Origin of the sequence: Paenibacillus pseudetheri (genome assembly GCF_924513355.1) — a bacterium.
Lineage (GTDB): Bacteria > Bacillota > Bacilli > Paenibacillales > Paenibacillaceae > Paenibacillus_AQ > Paenibacillus_AQ pseudetheri.
On the sequence record NZ_CAKMAB010000004.1, the window covers coordinates 234,530 to 251,273 of the forward strand.

The 16,744-nt window shown below is 47.5% G+C and carries 14 protein-coding genes and 2 pseudogenes; 12 read left to right on the top strand and 4 right to left on the bottom strand.

Annotation, left to right across the window (positions count from 1 at the left end):
• Positions 1-20 precede the first annotated feature (20 nt).
• Complete coding sequence (locus tag L1028_RS05515; protein ID WP_234532179.1) at positions 21-629, bottom strand: methyltransferase family protein; 609 nt, start codon at positions 627-629, stop codon at positions 21-23.
• A 107-nt stretch (positions 630-736) separates the two neighbouring features.
• Between L1028_RS05515 and L1028_RS05520 the strand changes: the two genes are divergently transcribed.
• A complete protein-coding gene (locus tag L1028_RS05520; protein ID WP_234532180.1) occupies positions 737-1,150 on the top strand; it encodes a hypothetical protein in 414 nt (137 codons plus the stop codon).
• 85 nt (positions 1,151-1,235) lie between these two features.
• Here the strand turns inward: L1028_RS05520 and L1028_RS05525 are convergent, their stop codons facing one another.
• A complete protein-coding gene (locus L1028_RS05525; RefSeq protein WP_234532182.1) occupies positions 1,236-1,784 on the bottom strand; it encodes a MepB family protein in 549 nt (182 codons plus the stop codon).
• Positions 1,785-2,086: 302 nt separating this feature from the next.
• Between L1028_RS05525 and L1028_RS05530 the strand changes: the two are divergent.
• A pseudogene (locus L1028_RS05530) lies at positions 2,087-2,722 on the top strand (transposase); the annotation flags it as partial.
• A gap of 164 nt (positions 2,723-2,886) precedes the next feature.
• Here L1028_RS05530 and L1028_RS05535 read toward each other — a convergent pair.
• Positions 2,887-3,141 (bottom strand): hypothetical protein, encoded by a 255-nt coding sequence (locus tag L1028_RS05535; RefSeq protein ID WP_234532184.1) that lies wholly within the window; start codon positions 3,139-3,141, stop codon positions 2,887-2,889.
• Positions 3,142-3,201: 60 nt separating this feature from the next.
• Between L1028_RS05535 and L1028_RS05540 the strand changes: the two genes are divergently transcribed.
• From L1028_RS05540 to L1028_RS05575, 8 genes are all read left to right on the top strand, one after another.
• Positions 3,202-4,329, top strand: a complete 1,128-nt coding sequence (locus L1028_RS05540) for a LacI family DNA-binding transcriptional regulator (RefSeq protein ID WP_234532186.1) — start codon at positions 3,202-3,204, stop codon at positions 4,327-4,329.
• Between the two features lie 510 nt (positions 4,330-4,839).
• A complete protein-coding gene (locus tag L1028_RS05545) occupies positions 4,840-6,516 on the top strand; it encodes a type 2 periplasmic-binding domain-containing protein (RefSeq protein WP_234532188.1) in 1,677 nt (558 codons plus the stop codon).
• Positions 6,517-6,581: 65 nt separating this feature from the next.
• Complete coding sequence (locus tag L1028_RS05550; RefSeq protein WP_234532190.1) at positions 6,582-7,538, top strand: ABC transporter permease; 957 nt, start codon at positions 6,582-6,584, stop codon at positions 7,536-7,538.
• Positions 7,539-7,571: 33 nt separating this feature from the next.
• Entirely contained in the window at positions 7,572-8,468 is an 897-nt protein-coding gene (locus L1028_RS05555) for a carbohydrate ABC transporter permease (RefSeq protein ID WP_234532193.1), read from the top strand.
• Between the two features lie 27 nt (positions 8,469-8,495).
• Positions 8,496-10,256 (top strand): glycoside hydrolase family 36 protein, encoded by a 1,761-nt coding sequence (locus L1028_RS05560; RefSeq protein ID WP_234532194.1) that lies wholly within the window; start codon positions 8,496-8,498, stop codon positions 10,254-10,256.
• A gap of 41 nt (positions 10,257-10,297) precedes the next feature.
• Complete coding sequence (locus L1028_RS05565) at positions 10,298-11,665, top strand: glucosidase family protein (protein WP_234532196.1); 1,368 nt, start codon at positions 10,298-10,300, stop codon at positions 11,663-11,665.
• 30 nt (positions 11,666-11,695) lie between these two features.
• A complete protein-coding gene (melA, locus tag L1028_RS05570) occupies positions 11,696-12,994 on the top strand; it encodes an alpha-glucosidase/alpha-galactosidase (protein ID WP_234532198.1) in 1,299 nt (432 codons plus the stop codon).
• 29 nt (positions 12,995-13,023) lie between these two features.
• Positions 13,024-14,196, top strand: a complete 1,173-nt coding sequence (locus tag L1028_RS05575; protein WP_279306835.1) for an MDR family MFS transporter — start codon at positions 13,024-13,026, stop codon at positions 14,194-14,196.
• A gap of 120 nt (positions 14,197-14,316) precedes the next feature.
• Here L1028_RS05575 and L1028_RS31620 read toward each other — a convergent pair.
• A pseudogene (locus tag L1028_RS31620) lies at positions 14,317-14,403 on the bottom strand (DNA-binding protein); the annotation flags it as partial.
• A gap of 75 nt (positions 14,404-14,478) precedes the next feature.
• On the opposite strand from L1028_RS31620, the gene L1028_RS05580 reads away from it, so the two are divergent.
• Positions 14,479-15,669, top strand: coding sequence for a glycine C-acetyltransferase (locus L1028_RS05580; protein ID WP_234532249.1), 1,191 nt, complete (start codon positions 14,479-14,481; stop codon positions 15,667-15,669).
• A 31-nt stretch (positions 15,670-15,700) separates the two neighbouring features.
• Positions 15,701-16,663, top strand: a complete 963-nt coding sequence (locus L1028_RS05585) for an NAD-dependent epimerase/dehydratase family protein (RefSeq protein WP_234532202.1) — start codon at positions 15,701-15,703, stop codon at positions 16,661-16,663.
• Positions 16,664-16,744: the final 81 nt, after the last annotated feature.

Below are 16,744 nucleotides of genomic sequence, written 5' to 3' on the forward strand. Positions count from 1 at the left end.
GATTTACAGTAAGTAAGGGTTCAAAATAAAATATATCTAGGTGTATTATTACAATATTGAATATATTCATCTCCAAATACGGACTTTAAATGTTGCTCTTCCTGAAGAATTAGTAAATGAATGGCAACAATGTTAAGAATGAAGATAATAAGTGTTAATGGATTTGGATACATAAGATACAATCCCAGAAACATGAGATCAAAACCGACAAATGCGGCGTTTCTGCTATATTTATATATACCGTGCGTGATAAGCTTTGTTACAGTAGACTTATCAATCCCAACTCTCCACGAAGTGCGCATGGCAATCATTGCTTGTATGAAAATGGAACATCCGAGGGCTACTACACCAACACCGATAAAGTGAATCGCCGGATGATCAAAATGTTCTCCTACTAGTGTAACTATGTATGACTCCGCTAAGGAAACCGTAAACCACGCTGCTCCCCACACAAAAGTAGTAGTCTTAACGAATAGCTCGGTATAATGGATCATAGATCGTTTTTTTCCTTTAGCTAATACGTTTCCTTTAATGTGGTTCTTCTTGTAAAGTATTACGAGCTTCAAAAGGTAAGAAATAAGGAATATGGAGAAAAGAATTAGGGATAGGATATTTTTTAGATTACTCATTGTAATTTCCTCCTCACTAATACATATGAATGATTGCTCATATGTTTGGTTATATCTTATTTCCTCATGCTGGGCATGTCAACCAAATATCGATTTAGGGGGATAATGTGAATACATCAACGTATAAAAGATGGTGGTTATGGATCCTGATTATTGCGGTTATTGCATTAGTAAGTACTGGAATCGGAATGCTGCTCAAGCCATCGGGGTTGTCAACATATACTTCAAAAGAGTATAAGGTCCGTTTGAAGTATCCCTTCAAATGGGTAGTGAATCCAGAATATGCGGAGAGGTATCAGGGGAACGACGGATTTTTTCAATTATCCGCTATTTCTGGAGAGAGGTTATCCATCGATGAAGTAGCAAACATGGATGCGTTTCATCAACTGAAGCCTTATGGCTCCGATCCACAAATCATTGAACTGACACTAGAGGGGCTAAAATCGGAAGAGAAAGCACGATTGATTGTGCCTTCTGCTGATCAGGAAGAGAATGGAATCATCAGGCCGCTATTATTATGAAATATCCAGAAGCGGTGAAAATAGGAGATTCCTTGTATAATTATTTTATTTTATGGGCGGAAAAGAAACATGTTGAGGAGATTGGTCAGACCGTATTATTTACCGGGAAATTATAAAGCATTTGAGAACGAAGGAAGTCTAATGGCTTATCTGTTGGTATTTCTAAGAAATATTCCAACTGCCATTTTTGCGTCTTTAGAGCCTGACGACTCGTGGGATTATCCCATGGCGGGTACACACGGATTGCTCTTTTTCCACCCTCACCTTTATTGGATAATATATCTTGATTACCTAGGACAGCTTTAGGAAATATAAATTGACCAAAGTGATTCTCTTTGCGCGTACTTATAACGAAGAGATCGGCAGGATCTGATATATCATAGGGTTGGATGGGGCCATCTCCAATTCTCTCCCATAGCGTGACAAACTGCCCGATCTTTGTAGGTGTGATTTTTGCAACACGGAATCTAATGGTAAGAGAATTTAAGTTGAATAAATAAGCTCCATAGTCAGCATTTTGTGGTTCAAGAATAGGTTTAGACCAATCAAACTTGCAAGGGGTATATACAAGTTCTTTGGTGGCAAGTAGATCACTATGTATGGTATCTAAAAACTCTTTATTGTTAACTTTCATCACTTCAAATCTCCCGTTTGAGTTCAATAGAATAAACTTTGAAATCCATACATACATAAATTAATTGGAATTTTTAAGCTAAGTGTCTTAAATATTGAAGATGTTTCGGAGTCGTTTAGTTCTGAATTCTATAAACTTACTCTTATTAACTCAACTTTCGCACCTGGAAAATTGGCATAAGCCTCTGAGGGCGTAAGAAGAATTCAATATATTTACTCGTATTGACAAAAAACACCTCACTTGACTTTTTTGGTATCATGGAAGTGCGACCAACCATGCCAACAAGAAAGGTGCGTAACCCTATGTTACAACAACACTCCCTGTCTGAACAGTCTCGCTTTGCCAAACTTTTTACCACTCTCCACATCGGTAAAGTCTTACGGCACGCAGGCATTTCCAAATCCTTTTCTCTTTGGTCTTCAAAGAAAAGAACTGGTTTCGGCTCTTGGAAAGTAACCGTGGAACAGATCTTCCCGGCAAAGACGTCATCTATCGATTTTTGAATCAAGCTTCTTTTGCTTGGCGGCGCTTTTTACAGATCTTAAGTCTTCGCATCGTGCAGGGTTTCGAATCGCTTATCTCTTCTACGCGTGTGCGAGTGTGTTCATCATCGACGATTCCGTTTTGAACCGAGACCGGAGCGAAAAAGCAGAGTTACTGGCACGAGTCTTTGACCATTCCACGGGCAAATTCATCAAAGGTTATACCATGCTAACCCTAGGTTGGTCAGACGGTTTTAGCTTCGCTCGCTTGACTTTGTCATGCTGTCTTCAGCCAAACTGGCCAATCGGTTGTGCGAAATGACTTCGAATCTTTCGAAACGCAGCAGCGGGTACAAACATCGAATGGAGGCCTTTTTTCGGAATCCCGATGCGGTTGTTGCCTTGCTGGAACGGGCTTTGGGTGCAGGATTCACTGCGGATTACATGCTAATGGATTGCTAGCTGGTTCGAGGAAAACGACTGACGCTGCCGAAGTCTTGTAAAGTCATCCCCCATCGAATGCCAAAGAGATCAAAGGCTCCGTCATCGTACACACCACCTGCGTTTTGCCTGTGACTAATTAAAGAGATTCAAGTTTTGATCGTGACTGTAGTTTTGTTCTACTTGACGTTGCTCCAATTGATCGGTGCCCATCCCGATGCGCTATTACGTGTTTTTAGCTCTTTTTTATAAAATGCCAGACCACGTTTGTCACCTGCTGGATCAGAAGAGGAAACATACTTAGAGTATCCAAGCTTGTTAATATCCCATTTTTGATGCTGGTAAGCATAAGCCACTTCATGAGCAAAAACGTAACGAACGGGCTCATCTCCAGCCATCTTAAATTGTTCTTCAGCTGAGAGTTTAATAGGCATCGATGGATTCGTTACGCAGGAATAAGCTTATGCTTAGGTTTAACAAGCAAATAAATTTCATTGCTATTTGCAATTCTTGTTGGTAAAATATTTAGTAAATTAAATCGAAAGTGTGATGATGAATTGGTCACAATAAAGGATGTTGCGAAAAAAGCGGAAGTTTCTAGTGCTACGGTTTCGCGCGTATTGAACAAAGACTATACATTACAGGTTTCAGAAGATACGAGACAGAGAATCATTGCGGCGGCTAAAGCATTGGGTTACCAAAAGGGAGGAACCCATTCAAAAAGACTGGTTGATACAGAAATAGTGAAGAAAAACGTAGGGCTGCTTATTACGTGTTCGGAGCAATTGGAGTTTTCGGACCCCTACTTTTTGTCTATTCGACAAGGAATTGAACAAGAATGCGTTAAACAAAACATCAACGTATCCAAGATATTCCGGCTCATGGATGAATCTGAGCTTGCTATCGACTCGTATAAGCTGGATGGTTTGATCATCATCGGAAAAGTACACAACGAGCTTCTGAACCACTTGACACGGATGAAACAAGTTATTTCCATTGACTACATGATCGATGATAAATTCGACTCCGTTATGTTCGATTTGCAGAAGGCGACTAGACAGGCCATACAACATCTAATCAATCTTGGTCATCGAAAAATCGGTTATATCGGCGGAATCAGTTATATTCGTAAAATAAGCGGTAGATGTTATGCTACGGATATTCGTCAAGTTGAATACGAAGCGATCATGAAGGAAGCAGGATATTATAATCCGAAGCACGTTTTTGTGGGGGAATGGCGAACAGAAGAAGGGTATGCGCTCATGAGACAAGCATTGGAACAGGATGATCGACCTACAGCTTACTTGATTGGGAGCGATCCAATGGCGATTGCGGCCTTGAGGGCTGTGAGCGAGTCCAAGTTCAAAGTACCTGAAGACATTGCTATCGTGAGCTTTGACGATATTACGCTCGCTTCTTTCGTCACTCCTCCGTTGACAACCATAAAAATATTTTCCGAAGAGATGGGAAGGACAGCCGTAAAATTAATGGTCGATCGCTTCAATGGGCGTGTAATCCCTCTTCATGTCACAATACCTACAAATCTTGTTATTAGGAATAGCTGCGGATCGGAAAGCGGAAATACTAGTATTGATTTACTAAATAGTGATGCTAAGAGCTAAATGCCCCGTATGGAAGAACTGCTACGAGCTTCCTGAACTCCCGGTATTTGAATAGAACTTCGATAAAAACGGCAGTCTAACTCGGGACTGGATTTATTGGCTTTCGTTCGTTTGATCTTGCATGATGAATTACCCTCTCTTCCAAACCTGAAGCAACTTGTTTTTCCCTCCCTCACATGGTAAGCAGTGAAGTCGTTCTTGCCCCCCCTAACCAGCAACTAAATCCCTTATTTGCTGCAGTTCATTTCACTCAGAAAAGTATCGATGTTCAAGTGATACTCTTCTGGGTAAAATATTTCAGTAAATGTATTGAAATTTAGCGATAATATTAGTAAAATAAATCCACGGTCATTGTTTGTTTTACTAAATAAACATGCTGTGCATTGTTGACGAGTTTGAAAAAGGGGAAAGTCAGTGCGTGCGGAAGGAGGAGCATTTTTTTAAGGCTCGGAATGAAAGCGGTATCATTATGGGATGTTAACTTTATTTTTAACGAGAGAAGGGATTTCTGTGAAAAAAAGCTTAATGGTCGTTCTAGCGTTTATCTTGGTCCTGTCCACGCTTGTGGCATGCTCACAAAAGAATAATGGCGGCAACGAGTCGCAAGCTACCCCATCCGCTTCTGAATCCGCACCCTCAGCTACGGAGGCCAAATTGAACGAGTTTGGTTGGGAACTGCCGAAGAAAACGATTGAATTTAGCTATTATGCAGGTCAAGCCAATCCAGATAAAGCGGAGAAAAACGCTAAGCAACTGCAGCAGTACATCCTCGATAAATTTAACGTAAAAATCAACAAGCTCGTTTACGACGTTAAACGCGACGAAAGACAAAACCTGATGCTCGCATCGAATGATTATCCCGAAGTTATCACCGGTATGGACGAAGCAACCGTATCCAAATGGGTTGCCCAAGGCAAGGCGATCGAGCTTAGCCAATTCATCGACAAGTTTGCTCCTCACATCAAAGAGCAGCTTGGCGACCTGTACAAAACTTACTTAACCGACGGAAAGTTGTATGCGCTTCCGAGCTATTGGGGACTATTGCCGATTCCGGATTTCGCTGCTCATATGCGATATGACTATTTGAACGAATTGGGCAACCCGACATTCGAGACGCCCGACCAATTCTACGATGTTTTGAAGCAAATGCAAGCCAAGCATCCAAAGAACGATAAGGGAGAAAAAACGTATGCGCTTACGGCATACGCTCCGGTTACGACCTATACTGTGCCGACGCTTGCGGGCATTTGGGGTCTTAAAGACGGTTATAAAGTCACGCCGGAAGGCGTAATGACGCATTGGGTCAATACGCCGGAAGGTCTCGAATTGACGAAATTTATGAATAAAATTTTTCGGGACGGCCTGCTTGATCCCGACTCGTTCATCAATAAATACGAAAATATGAAAGCGAAAATGTCCACCGACCGCGTAATGGGCTATGTCGGCGCTTGGTGGATCGGCTGGAACGCCGGCCACGAAGTGTGGCAAAAAGCGGATACGAATTGGTCGGAAAACAAGCGCTTCATGCAATATGCCTTGAAAGCACCTAATGCGGAACAATCGTATATGTCCGGTAAAAACGCTAGAAGTGGCGATATGACGATTATTACGGACAAAGCGAAAAACCCTGATGACATCGTCAAATGGTTGGATTTTACCATGACGGATATCGGAACCCGGTTGATCGGGTGGGGCGTTCCGAATACGGATAAATCCATTTGGAAATTCGAGAACGACCAACCGAGCTTCGTTGAAGCGGCAAAGCAAGCGATTCTCAATTCGACGTTCGACTATGACGCCGGCGAGCTGATCGGCATGGATCAATTAAATTTGGTTTCGCCCGATGGAACGATGAAGGACGATGGCAAGAGCACCTACTGGTTCGATCAAAATTTCAACCAAGAAGCGAAATGGAAAAAAATGTTGAACGACAACCTAAAAGATACCATCTACGACAATACATTTGGCAACATTCCGATCCTGGCTGACAATCCGTTGGCAGTAACCGATAAACAAATCACCGATTTGCTAGAAACGTTATGGTCGAAAGCGGTCATGAGCAAGACCGAGGAAGAAAGCGTCGCGAATTTCAAAAAGATGCAGGATAAGTTGAATGCTGCGGGTCTGAACAAGATCGAACAATTCAAATCGGAAGAATACCAAAGAAGATTGAAGGATTGGAAGTAAGGACGCCCGGGAGGAAGGGGGGGGTTCCCCTTCCTCTTGTTAAAAAAAGAATTGGAGGCGTATGCGTGAACAAATTGAATCAATTACATCCGACGGCACCATCGCAAATGAAAATTCGGAACGCGATGAGACGCTTGTATCGGGAACGGCAATTATGGCTGATCAGCATCCCCATGATCATTTGGGTTCTAATATTCTGCTATACGCCGCTGTATGGTATTTTGATGGCTTTCGTCAATTACATCCCCGGCAAATCGATTCTCCAGAGCGATTGGGTAGGGCTTACCCATTTTAAGATGTTCTTTGATTCGCCGGACTTCTCGATCGTCTTGCGAAATACGTTGGCCATTAGCGGACTGAGTATCTTATTCGGATTTCCGGCGCCGATCGTGCTGGCCATCTTGCTAAAGGAGCTGAGCAACAAACGATTCAGAAAGACGATTCAGACGATTTCTTATTTGCCGCACTTTATTTCATGGGTTGTCGTGGCAAGCATTCTGTTCACCCTCCTAGGCAACGAGGGTATCTTGAACGACTTGTTCATGCGATTCGGCATCATTGATCAACCGATCTCTTATCTGGGCGAAGGGAAATATTTCTGGGGGATCATCACTTCAGCTAATTTGTGGAAGGACGTCGGGTGGTCCACCATTATTTATTTATCCGCGATGGCGGGCGTCGATTCGGAGATGTACGATGCCGGCAAAGTCGACGGGTTGAACCGATTCGGACTGATCTGGCATATTACGCTTCCAAGCATTCGGTCGACGATCGTACTGCTCTGGATACTCGGCATCGGCGGCATCTTGAACGCGGGATTCGAACAGCAGTTGTTGATCGGAAACGCGCAAACAAGGGAGTACTACGAGGTTATCGATACGTATGCCTATAAATACGGCATCGAGCTAGGGAACTACTCGTACGGTGCAGCCATCGGACTATTGAAGGCGATTATCGGGATTACTCTCGTGTTCGGCGCGAACAGGTTCTCGAAAAAAGTGCTGGATACGTCGATCATTTAATGCGATACATTTCAATGGCAGGAGGCGCGACCCATGAATTCGTCATTTCTAAAGAAGTCGCTCGGAAGCAAAATTTTTGATTATGTCAATGTCGGCTTTATGTTGCTTTTTTCGGTGCTTATGATATATCCCTTTCTGAATTTGCTGGCCCTCTCGTTGAACGACGGCGCGGATGCAGCGAGAGGGGGTATCTTTCTTTGGCCGAGAGTGTTTTCGACCGATGCATACAGCTTCATGCTGCATGAGAATAAAATGTTTTCGGGGTTCGGCATTTCAATCCTGAGAGTGCTTGTCGGTACGATCACCTGCGTGATGGCAACAGGTTTGCTGGCTTATATTAGCACGGTCCAGCATTTTTCAGGCAGAAGAATTATGCGATTAATGTTTTTGATTACGATGTACATCAGCGGCGGATTGATTCCGACGTATTTGCTGATCGTGAAGCTGGGGTTGATCAATTCATTTCATGTTTATTGGATCCCAAGTTTATTGAATGCGTACTACATGCTCATTATGGCTTCCTATATGCAAAATTTACCCGAATCGCTATTCGAATCGGCGCGTATCGATGGGGCCAACGAGCTTGGCATATACTTCCGGATTGTCATTCCGATTTCGTTGCCGGTATTCGCGTCGATCGCCGTCTTCAGTGCGGTCGGACATTGGAATTCTTGGTTCGACGTCGTCTTGTACAACTCGAACGGGCATTGGGATACGCTTCAGGTTTACTTGCGGAAATTGCTGCTCGAAGTGGAGTCGTTCGAAGAGATCAAAAATCAGCAGATCGCACTTTCCAAATTCAGAACGTTGTCTCCGGTCACCTTGCGGGCTGCGGTTACGATGGTCGTGACCATACCGATCGTGTTTGTCTACCCTTTCCTTCAAAAATATTTTGTTGGGGGTATTACGCTGGGTGCGGTAAAAGGTTAATCCGACGCGATAGAGAGGAGTTATGGTATGCGTAATATTTCTTCAGGCGGTTATATGTTTGCCTTGACGGGGGGAGAAGAAGATTTTGATGTTTCGCTCTCCTTGAAACAATCGGCAACCGGCATCATTCGTTTGAACTTGAAACTTCAGTCCGATGAACCTAGAATTCCCGGCACGATGGAGTTGACCTGGAAACTTCCGGTTATCGACGTGTTCGCCAGCTGGCATCCGGGCTTTTATCGGAACAAGAGACTGCGAGTGGACTGGGAGAGCGGATACCGTTCGAAGGCGACGTCGTCCGCACCGGTTTGCGTCCTTTACGGCTTCCAAGGAAATAACAAGATGACGTTTGCTTTCTCCGACGCGCTCAATCCGGTCGAATTGAAAGCGGGCATTCACGAAGAAACATCGGATTTTCTTTGTTCTGTCAAGCTGTTTCAGGATCAGAGCTCGCCGATCCGGTCTTACGAAGCGACGCTCCATATCGATACGCGTGATATTCCATACGAAGAAAGCCTTGCGGACGTGCAACGATGGTGGTCTACACTGCCGGGATACGAACCAAGTCCCGTTCCGGATACGGCAAGGCTTCCTATGTACGCGACCTGGTACAGCTTTCATCAGCAATTGTCGCCAGAGGCGGTCGAACGACAATGCGAGCTGGCCAAAGCAATGGGCTGCGAAGCCGTCATCGTTGACGATGGGTGGCAAACGGCGGACAACGCACGCGGGTACGCCTATTGCGGCGATTGGGATGTGTTCGAGGGCAAAATTCCCGATATGAGGGCGCATGTCGATCGTGTTCACGAGATTGGAATGAAGTTTCTGCTCTGGTATTCCGTTCCGTTTGTCGGCAAGCACAGCAACGTCTGGCCAACGTTCGAGAATAAGCTGCTCGGTAAACTTGAAGATTTGGGTGCGGGTGTGCTGGATCCGCGATTCCCGGACGTCAGGGAATATATTATCGGAACGTACGAGAACGCGCTGAGGGACTGGGGTTTGGACGGGTTTAAGCTCGATTTCGTGGACAGCTTTAATCTCACATTCGCCAGCGATATCGAAGGAAGAGACTACGAATCGGTACCGGAAGCGGTCGACCGTCTCTTGAGCGACGTCATGTCCAGGCTAAGGACGATCAAGCCTGATATTATGATCGAATTCCGCCAATCGTACATCGGACCTCTCATGCGCAAATACGGCAATATGTTTCGTGCGATGGACTGTCCGAACGATGCTCTGGAGAATCGTTCACGTACGCTGGACGTTCGGCTGCTCGCTGGAGATACCGCCGTTCATGCCGATCCGCTCATGTGGAATCCGGAAGAGCCGACGGAGAACGCGGCGCTGCAATTGGTGAACACGTTGTTTGCCGTCCCGCAAGTATCGGTGTTGCTGGATCGCCTTCCCGAATCCCATCTCCGGATGTTACGGTTCTGGCTGTCATTCTGGCGCGAGAAGAGAGAGGTTCTGCTGGATGGGCGGCTGACTGCGAAGCATCCGGAGCTGGTCTATCCGCTTGTGACTGCCAGTAACGATGATGAGGCCATTACGGCTGTTTACGCGGATATCGTCGCGAAACCGGGCTCCCGAGTACCGAAAACATGGTTCATCGTCAACGGCACGCTTAACGATAGAATCGTGATCGAGCTCGAGGAAAGCATGGGCAAGCGAAACGTCGTCATCCGGGATTGTCAAGGTCAGGTTACGGCTTCGTACAAATCAGTGTTCGCGATGGGGCTTCATCCGATAGCGATCCCTCCGGCGGGTATAGCATTATTCGAATCGTAATCCCGACCGTGATCAACAATCCATGAAAGGAGAATCCACCAATGAGCATACATGATCCACAACTCGGACGATCGACGATCGACTCCTCGAGTCCACAACTTATTGCAGGCTTCGACTGGGCGAAGAGACAAGCGCTAGCCTATGTCTCGGACGGAACGCCGGTCGGCAAATTTTACGAAGCCGCGCTGCCGGGCAGGGATGCTTTCTGCATGCGCGACTTGAGCCATCAGAGTGTCGGGGCTAATGTGCTTGGGCTGCAGGACTATACAAAAAACATGCTGTTCAAGTTCGCGGAGGGCATTTCCGATTCTCGTGATTGGTGCACGTACTGGGAGATCGACAAATACGATCGCCCAGCTCCGGTCGATTATACGGATGATTCAGACTTCTGGTATAACCTTCCCGCGAACTTCGACATGCTGGATTGCTGCTACAAGCAATACCTGTGGACGGGAGACCGCGATTACGTGGATCATCCGGTATTCCGGAATTTCTACGAGCGGACCGTCACCGATTACATCGATCGTTGGGATAAGGACAAGGACGGGTTTCCGGAGCATTACGTTCCTTACGGCCGAAGAGGTATCTCCTCCTACGTGGAAGACGGCCTTCATCCGCTTCTTGGAGGCGATGTGTTGGCGGCTCAATACGCGGCGTTCGGCGCCTATTCCCGTTTTCTCGCGATTAGTGGACAGGCGGCTCTGGCAGAGCTTTACGAGAATAAGGCGAAAGCAGTCCGGGAGCTGTACAACCGCGAGTGGTGGAACGAAGAGAATGGCAGATTCAACGGCGCACTTATGCAGGATCGCCGGGGTTATCCTGGTTTCTATTACTCGGCTACCTACTTGCCGTTCTATTTCGATCTAGTAGAGCCGGGCGACAGAAAAAACCGCGCCTTAAGGGATGTTGTCCATCACGGCGGCTCGAATGTCGAGGAAAAGTCCCACTTGGCTGAGATTTTCTACAAACACGGCTTGAATCGGGAGGCCTATTCGGCCTTGCTAGAAATGATGGATCCGCAACTGAAGAGACGGGAATATCCCGAAGTGAGCTATAGCGTCATCGGAGCTATGTTCACGGGCGCGATGGGCTTATCTGCAGATGCTCATCGTCAAAACTTGGTCACCATGTCCCGCCTGACGGATTCGATCGAATGGATCGAAGCGAAGAATATTCCCCTAATGGGCGGACAAATCGATCTGGCTCATGCGAACGGTCGCGAATCGACGTTGACGAACGGGACGGGGCGCACGATTCGGTGGGAGGCGCGATTCTCCGGCAGCCATAAGAAGTTATACGTGAACGGAACCGACACGCCTGCGGCGATCGGTGGCGACGGAAATGGAGAATTCGTGAGTACGGCGTTCGTCGAGTTGAACCCAGGCGATCGGGCTACGGTAAAAATATAATCTTGCAACTAGATACATGGAGGTAATTACATGTCAAAAATTACTTTTCTTGGTGCTGGGAGCACCATTTTTGCTAAAAACGTTTTAGGGGATTGCATGCTGTCGCCAGCGCTTCAGGATTTCGAGCTTGCGTTGTTCGATATTGACGAGGAACGTTTGAAAGATTCGGAGAACATCATTCTGAACTTGAAACAAACGCTCGGCAGCAATTGTTCAGTCAAAGCCTATCGTAACCGTAAAGAAGCGCTTCGTGGGGCGAAGTATGTTGTTAACGCGATCCAGGTCGGCGGATATGATCCGTGCACGATTACAGACTTCGAAGTTCCGAAGAAATACGGCCTGCGGCAAACGATCGCCGACACGATTGGCATCGGCGGTATCTTCCGCAACCTGCGGACAATTCCGGTCATGCTTGATTTCGCCGAAGACATGAAGGAAGTTTGTCCCGATGCGTTGTTCTTGAACTATACGAATCCGATGGCCGTGTTGACGAATGTCATGAATACCTACGGTGGAATTAATACGGTAGGCTTATGCCATAGCGTTCAAGTGTGCGTCCCTCACATTTTCGACCATTTGGGGATGGATCATGAGGGTGTGCAATGGAAAATCGCAGGCATCAACCATATGGCCTGGTTGCTGGAAGTGACGAAAAACGGCGTCGATTTGTATCCGGAAATCAAACGGCGGGCGGCGGAAAAGCAAAAGGAGAAGCACGACGATATGGTGAGGTTCGAGCTGATGTTGAAGTTCGGATATTACATCACGGAATCGTCCGAGCATAACGCTGAATACCATCCGTATTTCATCAAACGGCAATATCCGGAGCTGATCGAGCGATTCAACATTCCGCTGGACGAATACCCTCGTAGATGCGTTAACCAGATTGAGCGTTGGAAGACGATGCGGAACGAATTGATCGGGAACAAAAACCTGACGCACAAGCGGACTTCTGAGTATGCTTCCTATATTTTCGAAGCGATGGAGACGAACGTACCGATCAAAATCGGCGGTAATGTCATGAATACGGGCCTTATTACGAACTTGCCTAAGGAAGCCTGCGTCGAAGTGCCGTGCTTGGTGGACGCAAGCGGTGTCACTCCGACATTCGTCGGGGATTTGCCGCCGCAATGCGCGGCGCTGAACCGCACGAATATCAATACGCAATTGCTAACGATCGAAGCGGCGATGACGGGCAAGAAAGAACATATATATCACGCTGCAATGCTCGACCCGCACACATCCGCGGAATTGTCTATGGACGAAATCGTTTCCTTGTGCGACGACCTGATCGAAGCGCACGGAAAATGGTTACCTGAATTCAAATAAGCGAAATGTTACGCTTATCAAATATCGACATGTTGTCGCGTCTGTCACTTTGCGTCGTTTTGTTGTCGACCGGGATGACGTTGGTCTGGCCGATCAACGTCGTGTATATGCACGATGCGTTCGGACGGACAGCTTCTGCGGCGGGTTTGGTGCTTCTCTTCAATAATGGTGCGTCTTTCATCGGCAATGTACTCGGAGGGTTTATTTATGACCGCTGGGGCGGCAAAACGACGGTATATGCGGGAATTGTTGGTTCTGCCTGCATCGTTGCGACCATGGGGATCGTTCGCGACTTTTATGGTTACGCTGCTTTGCTGACTCTGCTAGGATTTTTTGGCGGTCTCGTCTATCCGGTCATCAATGCCATTGCGGTCTCCAGCAGCCCGGGAGAGGAACTGAAAGCTGTCAATCGGATATTCGTGTCGCATAATATCGGCATGGCATTGGGTGCGGCATTAGGCGGCTTGATCGCCGATATGTCCATCAGGGCTTTGTTCTTCGGGAATGCATTGCTGTACGCTTTGTTTCTGGTCGTGTTCGCCGCGTTTATCCGTGAGCCGAGCATGCCGGGTCAAGCCGCGGATTCGAATCGGAGCGGCGATGGCAGGGAGGTCGCGCACGGGAGCAAGTTTATCGTCATCATATGCATCGCCTTTGCCATGTCGTGGCTTTGCTACAGTCAGTGGGCCGCAATCGTGCCGCTGCATTCGCAGGCAAACGGTATTTCCTTTCGTTCGTACAGCATGCTATGGACGATTAATGGAGCGCTCATCATGCTCTCCCACCCGGTGAAAATGAGATTATTAAACCGCTATTCCGTTACTGCGAGGAAGCAGGTTGTTATCGGCTCGATTCTGTTCGGACTGGGCTTGTTGGCCGTCGGATTGTCCACCCATTACAGCCAGTTTGTCGTCGCTATGATGGTCATGACACTCGGGGAAATTCTTGTTTTCCCATCGGTACCGGCTTGGGCACTGGAGAAGGCGGGCCCCGGGGCAAGAGGCAGAGTCATGGGCTGGGTAGCGGCTTCTTCTACGGCGGGCAGGATGGTTGGACCATTTATTGGCGGCATCCTATACGAAACCATTGGCGGCAAAGGTATGTTTGCGATCATGGCGGTCGTCTGCGTCGCGGCCATCGGCTTGTATTTGATCGCCGACAAGCTGTCCGATGCGCAATGGGCGCGGATAACTTCCGATTAATGCGAATAACCCATGCGGCAAGAGATCCCCGCTCCCTCACGGGAAGGGGATCTTTTTATATTTACGGGAGCGGTCCGCAACAAATCGCAAGGAATCGCCTTGATGAATGACGGCAACTTAGGGGTTCGATTCGTTGATCAGAGAAGAGAAGATCAGGCGCAGTCCATTGGCGATTTTCCATATCGTCGAAATGGAAGGGCTGGACTCGCTTTATTCGGATGTAATCACAACCTGAACCTGAGAATAAAGTATATTGAACAAAAAGAAGAAGGGGAGATGGGAATGAGCAGTAAAATTCTAATGACGTTTCTTCAGAACGGCCTATCCGAATTGAAGAGCAAAGGTTTATATAACGAAATCGATCCCCTGGAGGGACCGAACGGTCCGATCATTATGATCGGGGGCGTGAAGCGGATCAACCTATCGTCCAACAATTATCTTGGGCTTGCAACGGACGATAGGCTTATTGCCGCTGCCGTGAAGGCAACTGAGAAGTATGGTGCCGGATCAGGAGCCGTTCGAACCATCAACGGAACGTTCGACCTGCATGTGCGACTTGAAGAGAAGCTCGCCGAATTCAAGCACACGGAGGCTGCAATTGCATACCAATCCGGTTTTAACTGTAATATGGCCGCCATCTCGGCCGTCATGGACCAACATGATGCGATTTTGTCCGATGAGCTGAATCATGCCTCCATCATCGATGGATGCCGCTTGTCCCGAGCGAAAATCATTCGCTATCGCCATTCTAATATGGAAGATCTACGCGCAAAGGCAGAGGAGGCTACCAGATCCGGTGCATACGGCAAGGTAATGGTGATCACGGATGGCGTGTTTTCGATGGATGGAGACATTGCGAAGTTGCCCGAGATTCAGGAAATCGCTGAAATATTCGACTTGATTACGTATGTAGACGATGCTCATGGCTCAGGGGTGCTGGGAGGCGGAGCTGGGACGGTCAAGCATTTCGGGTTGTCCGATCGAATTGATTTTCAGATCGGGACATTGTCCAAGGCAATCGGCGTGGCAGGCGGTTATGTAGCAGGGCGTCGCGATTTGATTGATTGGCTGAAAGTACGAAGCCGTCCGTTCCTGTTTTCTACTTCGCTCCCTCCAGCGGCAATAGGAGCTTGCATCGAGGCGATCGGTATTTTGGAGCGGAGTACGGAGTTGCAAGATCGTCTTTGGGCAAACGGAGACTATTTGAAGCAAGGGCTTATTAAGCTCGGTTACAACATCGGAGCGAGCGAAACACCGATCACCCCGTGTATCATCGGAGACGAAGCTTTGACCCAAACGTTCAGTAAACGGTTGATGGAGGAAGGCGTCTATGCGAAAGCGATCGTGTTTCCGACAGTACCGAAGGGTACGGGACGCATTCGCAATATGCCAACTGCGGCGCATACGACGGATATGCTCAATGAGGCATTAGCCGCATATGAACGGGTGGGACGCGAGATGGGCTTGATATGACAAGACTATCGGGGAAGGAGAGTTATGCAGTATGAAAAAGATCCTAGTAACTGGTGCCCTCGGGCAAATCGGATCTGAACTGGTGTGCCATCTGCGTCGACTTTATGGCGAGGCTCAGGTGGTGGCAACAGATATTCGATTAAGCGATAATGCTGCGGCTCATTCGGGGCCTTTTGAGCTGTTGGACGTCATGGACGGTGCGTCGATGCTGGAAATTGCGAAGGCGCATCAAGTAGATACAATCCTGCATCTGGCCGCCATACTGTCCGCTACTGCCGAAGCCAAACCGCTTCTAGCTTGGAACCTTAACATGGGGGGATTGACCAATGCCCTAGAGGTCTCGCGGGAGTTAGGCTGTTCGTTCTTTGCGCCGAGCTCGATCGGCGCGTTCGGGCCCGGCACGCCAAAAAAGGGAACACCTCAAGATACCGTTCAGAGGCCGGTAACGATGTATGGTGTGAGCAAAGTAGCGGGTGAACTGCTCTGCGACTATTATCATCAAAAGTATGGTATTGATACGCGTAGCTTGCGATTTCCCGGGTTAATATCGTACACGGCGCCTCCGGGGGGCGGAACGACGGACTATGCCGTCGATATGTACGTCGAAGCCCTTGCAAAGGGACAATATACTTCTTATATTGCAGCGGGCACCTTTCTAGATATGATGTATTTACCGGACGCATTGGAGGCGATCGTGAAGCTGATGGAAGCAGATCCAGCACGTCTTCAGCACCGCAATGCTTTTAACGTAACGGCCATGAGCGTCGATCCGGAGACCGTTGCAACGTCGATTCGGCGTTATATCCCTGGCTTCGTACTGAACTATCATGTGGATCCGGTTCGTCAAGCGATTGCAGAGAGTTGGCCGAATTCGCTCGATTCGACCTCGGCAACGCAGGAGTGGGGGTTTTCTCCAGTATACGATTTAGAGGGCATGACCAAGGATATGCTTGAAAATTTGAGAGGGCGTTTGACTAAGCATTTTGCCCCATAATATAACCCGCACTGCCTAAAAAGGATATGTTTAGTCGTAACTTTTCCAGTTAATCACTACAAGCAATCTATTAAAAGCAAC

Coding starts and splice junctions, on each gene's coding strand:
- L1028_RS05515 (WP_234532179.1), bottom strand. CDS start 629: ATGAGTAATCTAAAAAATATCCTATCCCTAATTCTTTTCTCCATATTC.
- L1028_RS05525 (WP_234532182.1), bottom strand. CDS start 1,784: ATGAAAGTTAACAATAAAGAGTTTTTAGATACCATACATAGTGATCTA.
- L1028_RS05535 (WP_234532184.1), bottom strand. CDS start 3,141: ATGCCTATTAAACTCTCAGCTGAAGAACAATTTAAGATGGCTGGAGAT.
- L1028_RS05555 (WP_234532193.1), top strand. CDS start 7,572: ATGAATTCGTCATTTCTAAAGAAGTCGCTCGGAAGCAAAATTTTTGAT.
- L1028_RS05560 (WP_234532194.1), top strand. CDS start 8,496: ATGCGTAATATTTCTTCAGGCGGTTATATGTTTGCCTTGACGGGGGGA.
- L1028_RS05565 (WP_234532196.1), top strand. CDS start 10,298: ATGAGCATACATGATCCACAACTCGGACGATCGACGATCGACTCCTCG.
- melA (WP_234532198.1), top strand. CDS start 11,696: ATGTCAAAAATTACTTTTCTTGGTGCTGGGAGCACCATTTTTGCTAAA.
- L1028_RS05575 (WP_279306835.1), top strand. CDS start 13,024: ATGTTGTCGCGTCTGTCACTTTGCGTCGTTTTGTTGTCGACCGGGATG.
- L1028_RS05580 (WP_234532249.1), top strand. CDS start 14,479: ATGAGCAGTAAAATTCTAATGACGTTTCTTCAGAACGGCCTATCCGAA.
- L1028_RS05585 (WP_234532202.1), top strand. CDS start 15,701: ATGAAAAAGATCCTAGTAACTGGTGCCCTCGGGCAAATCGGATCTGAA.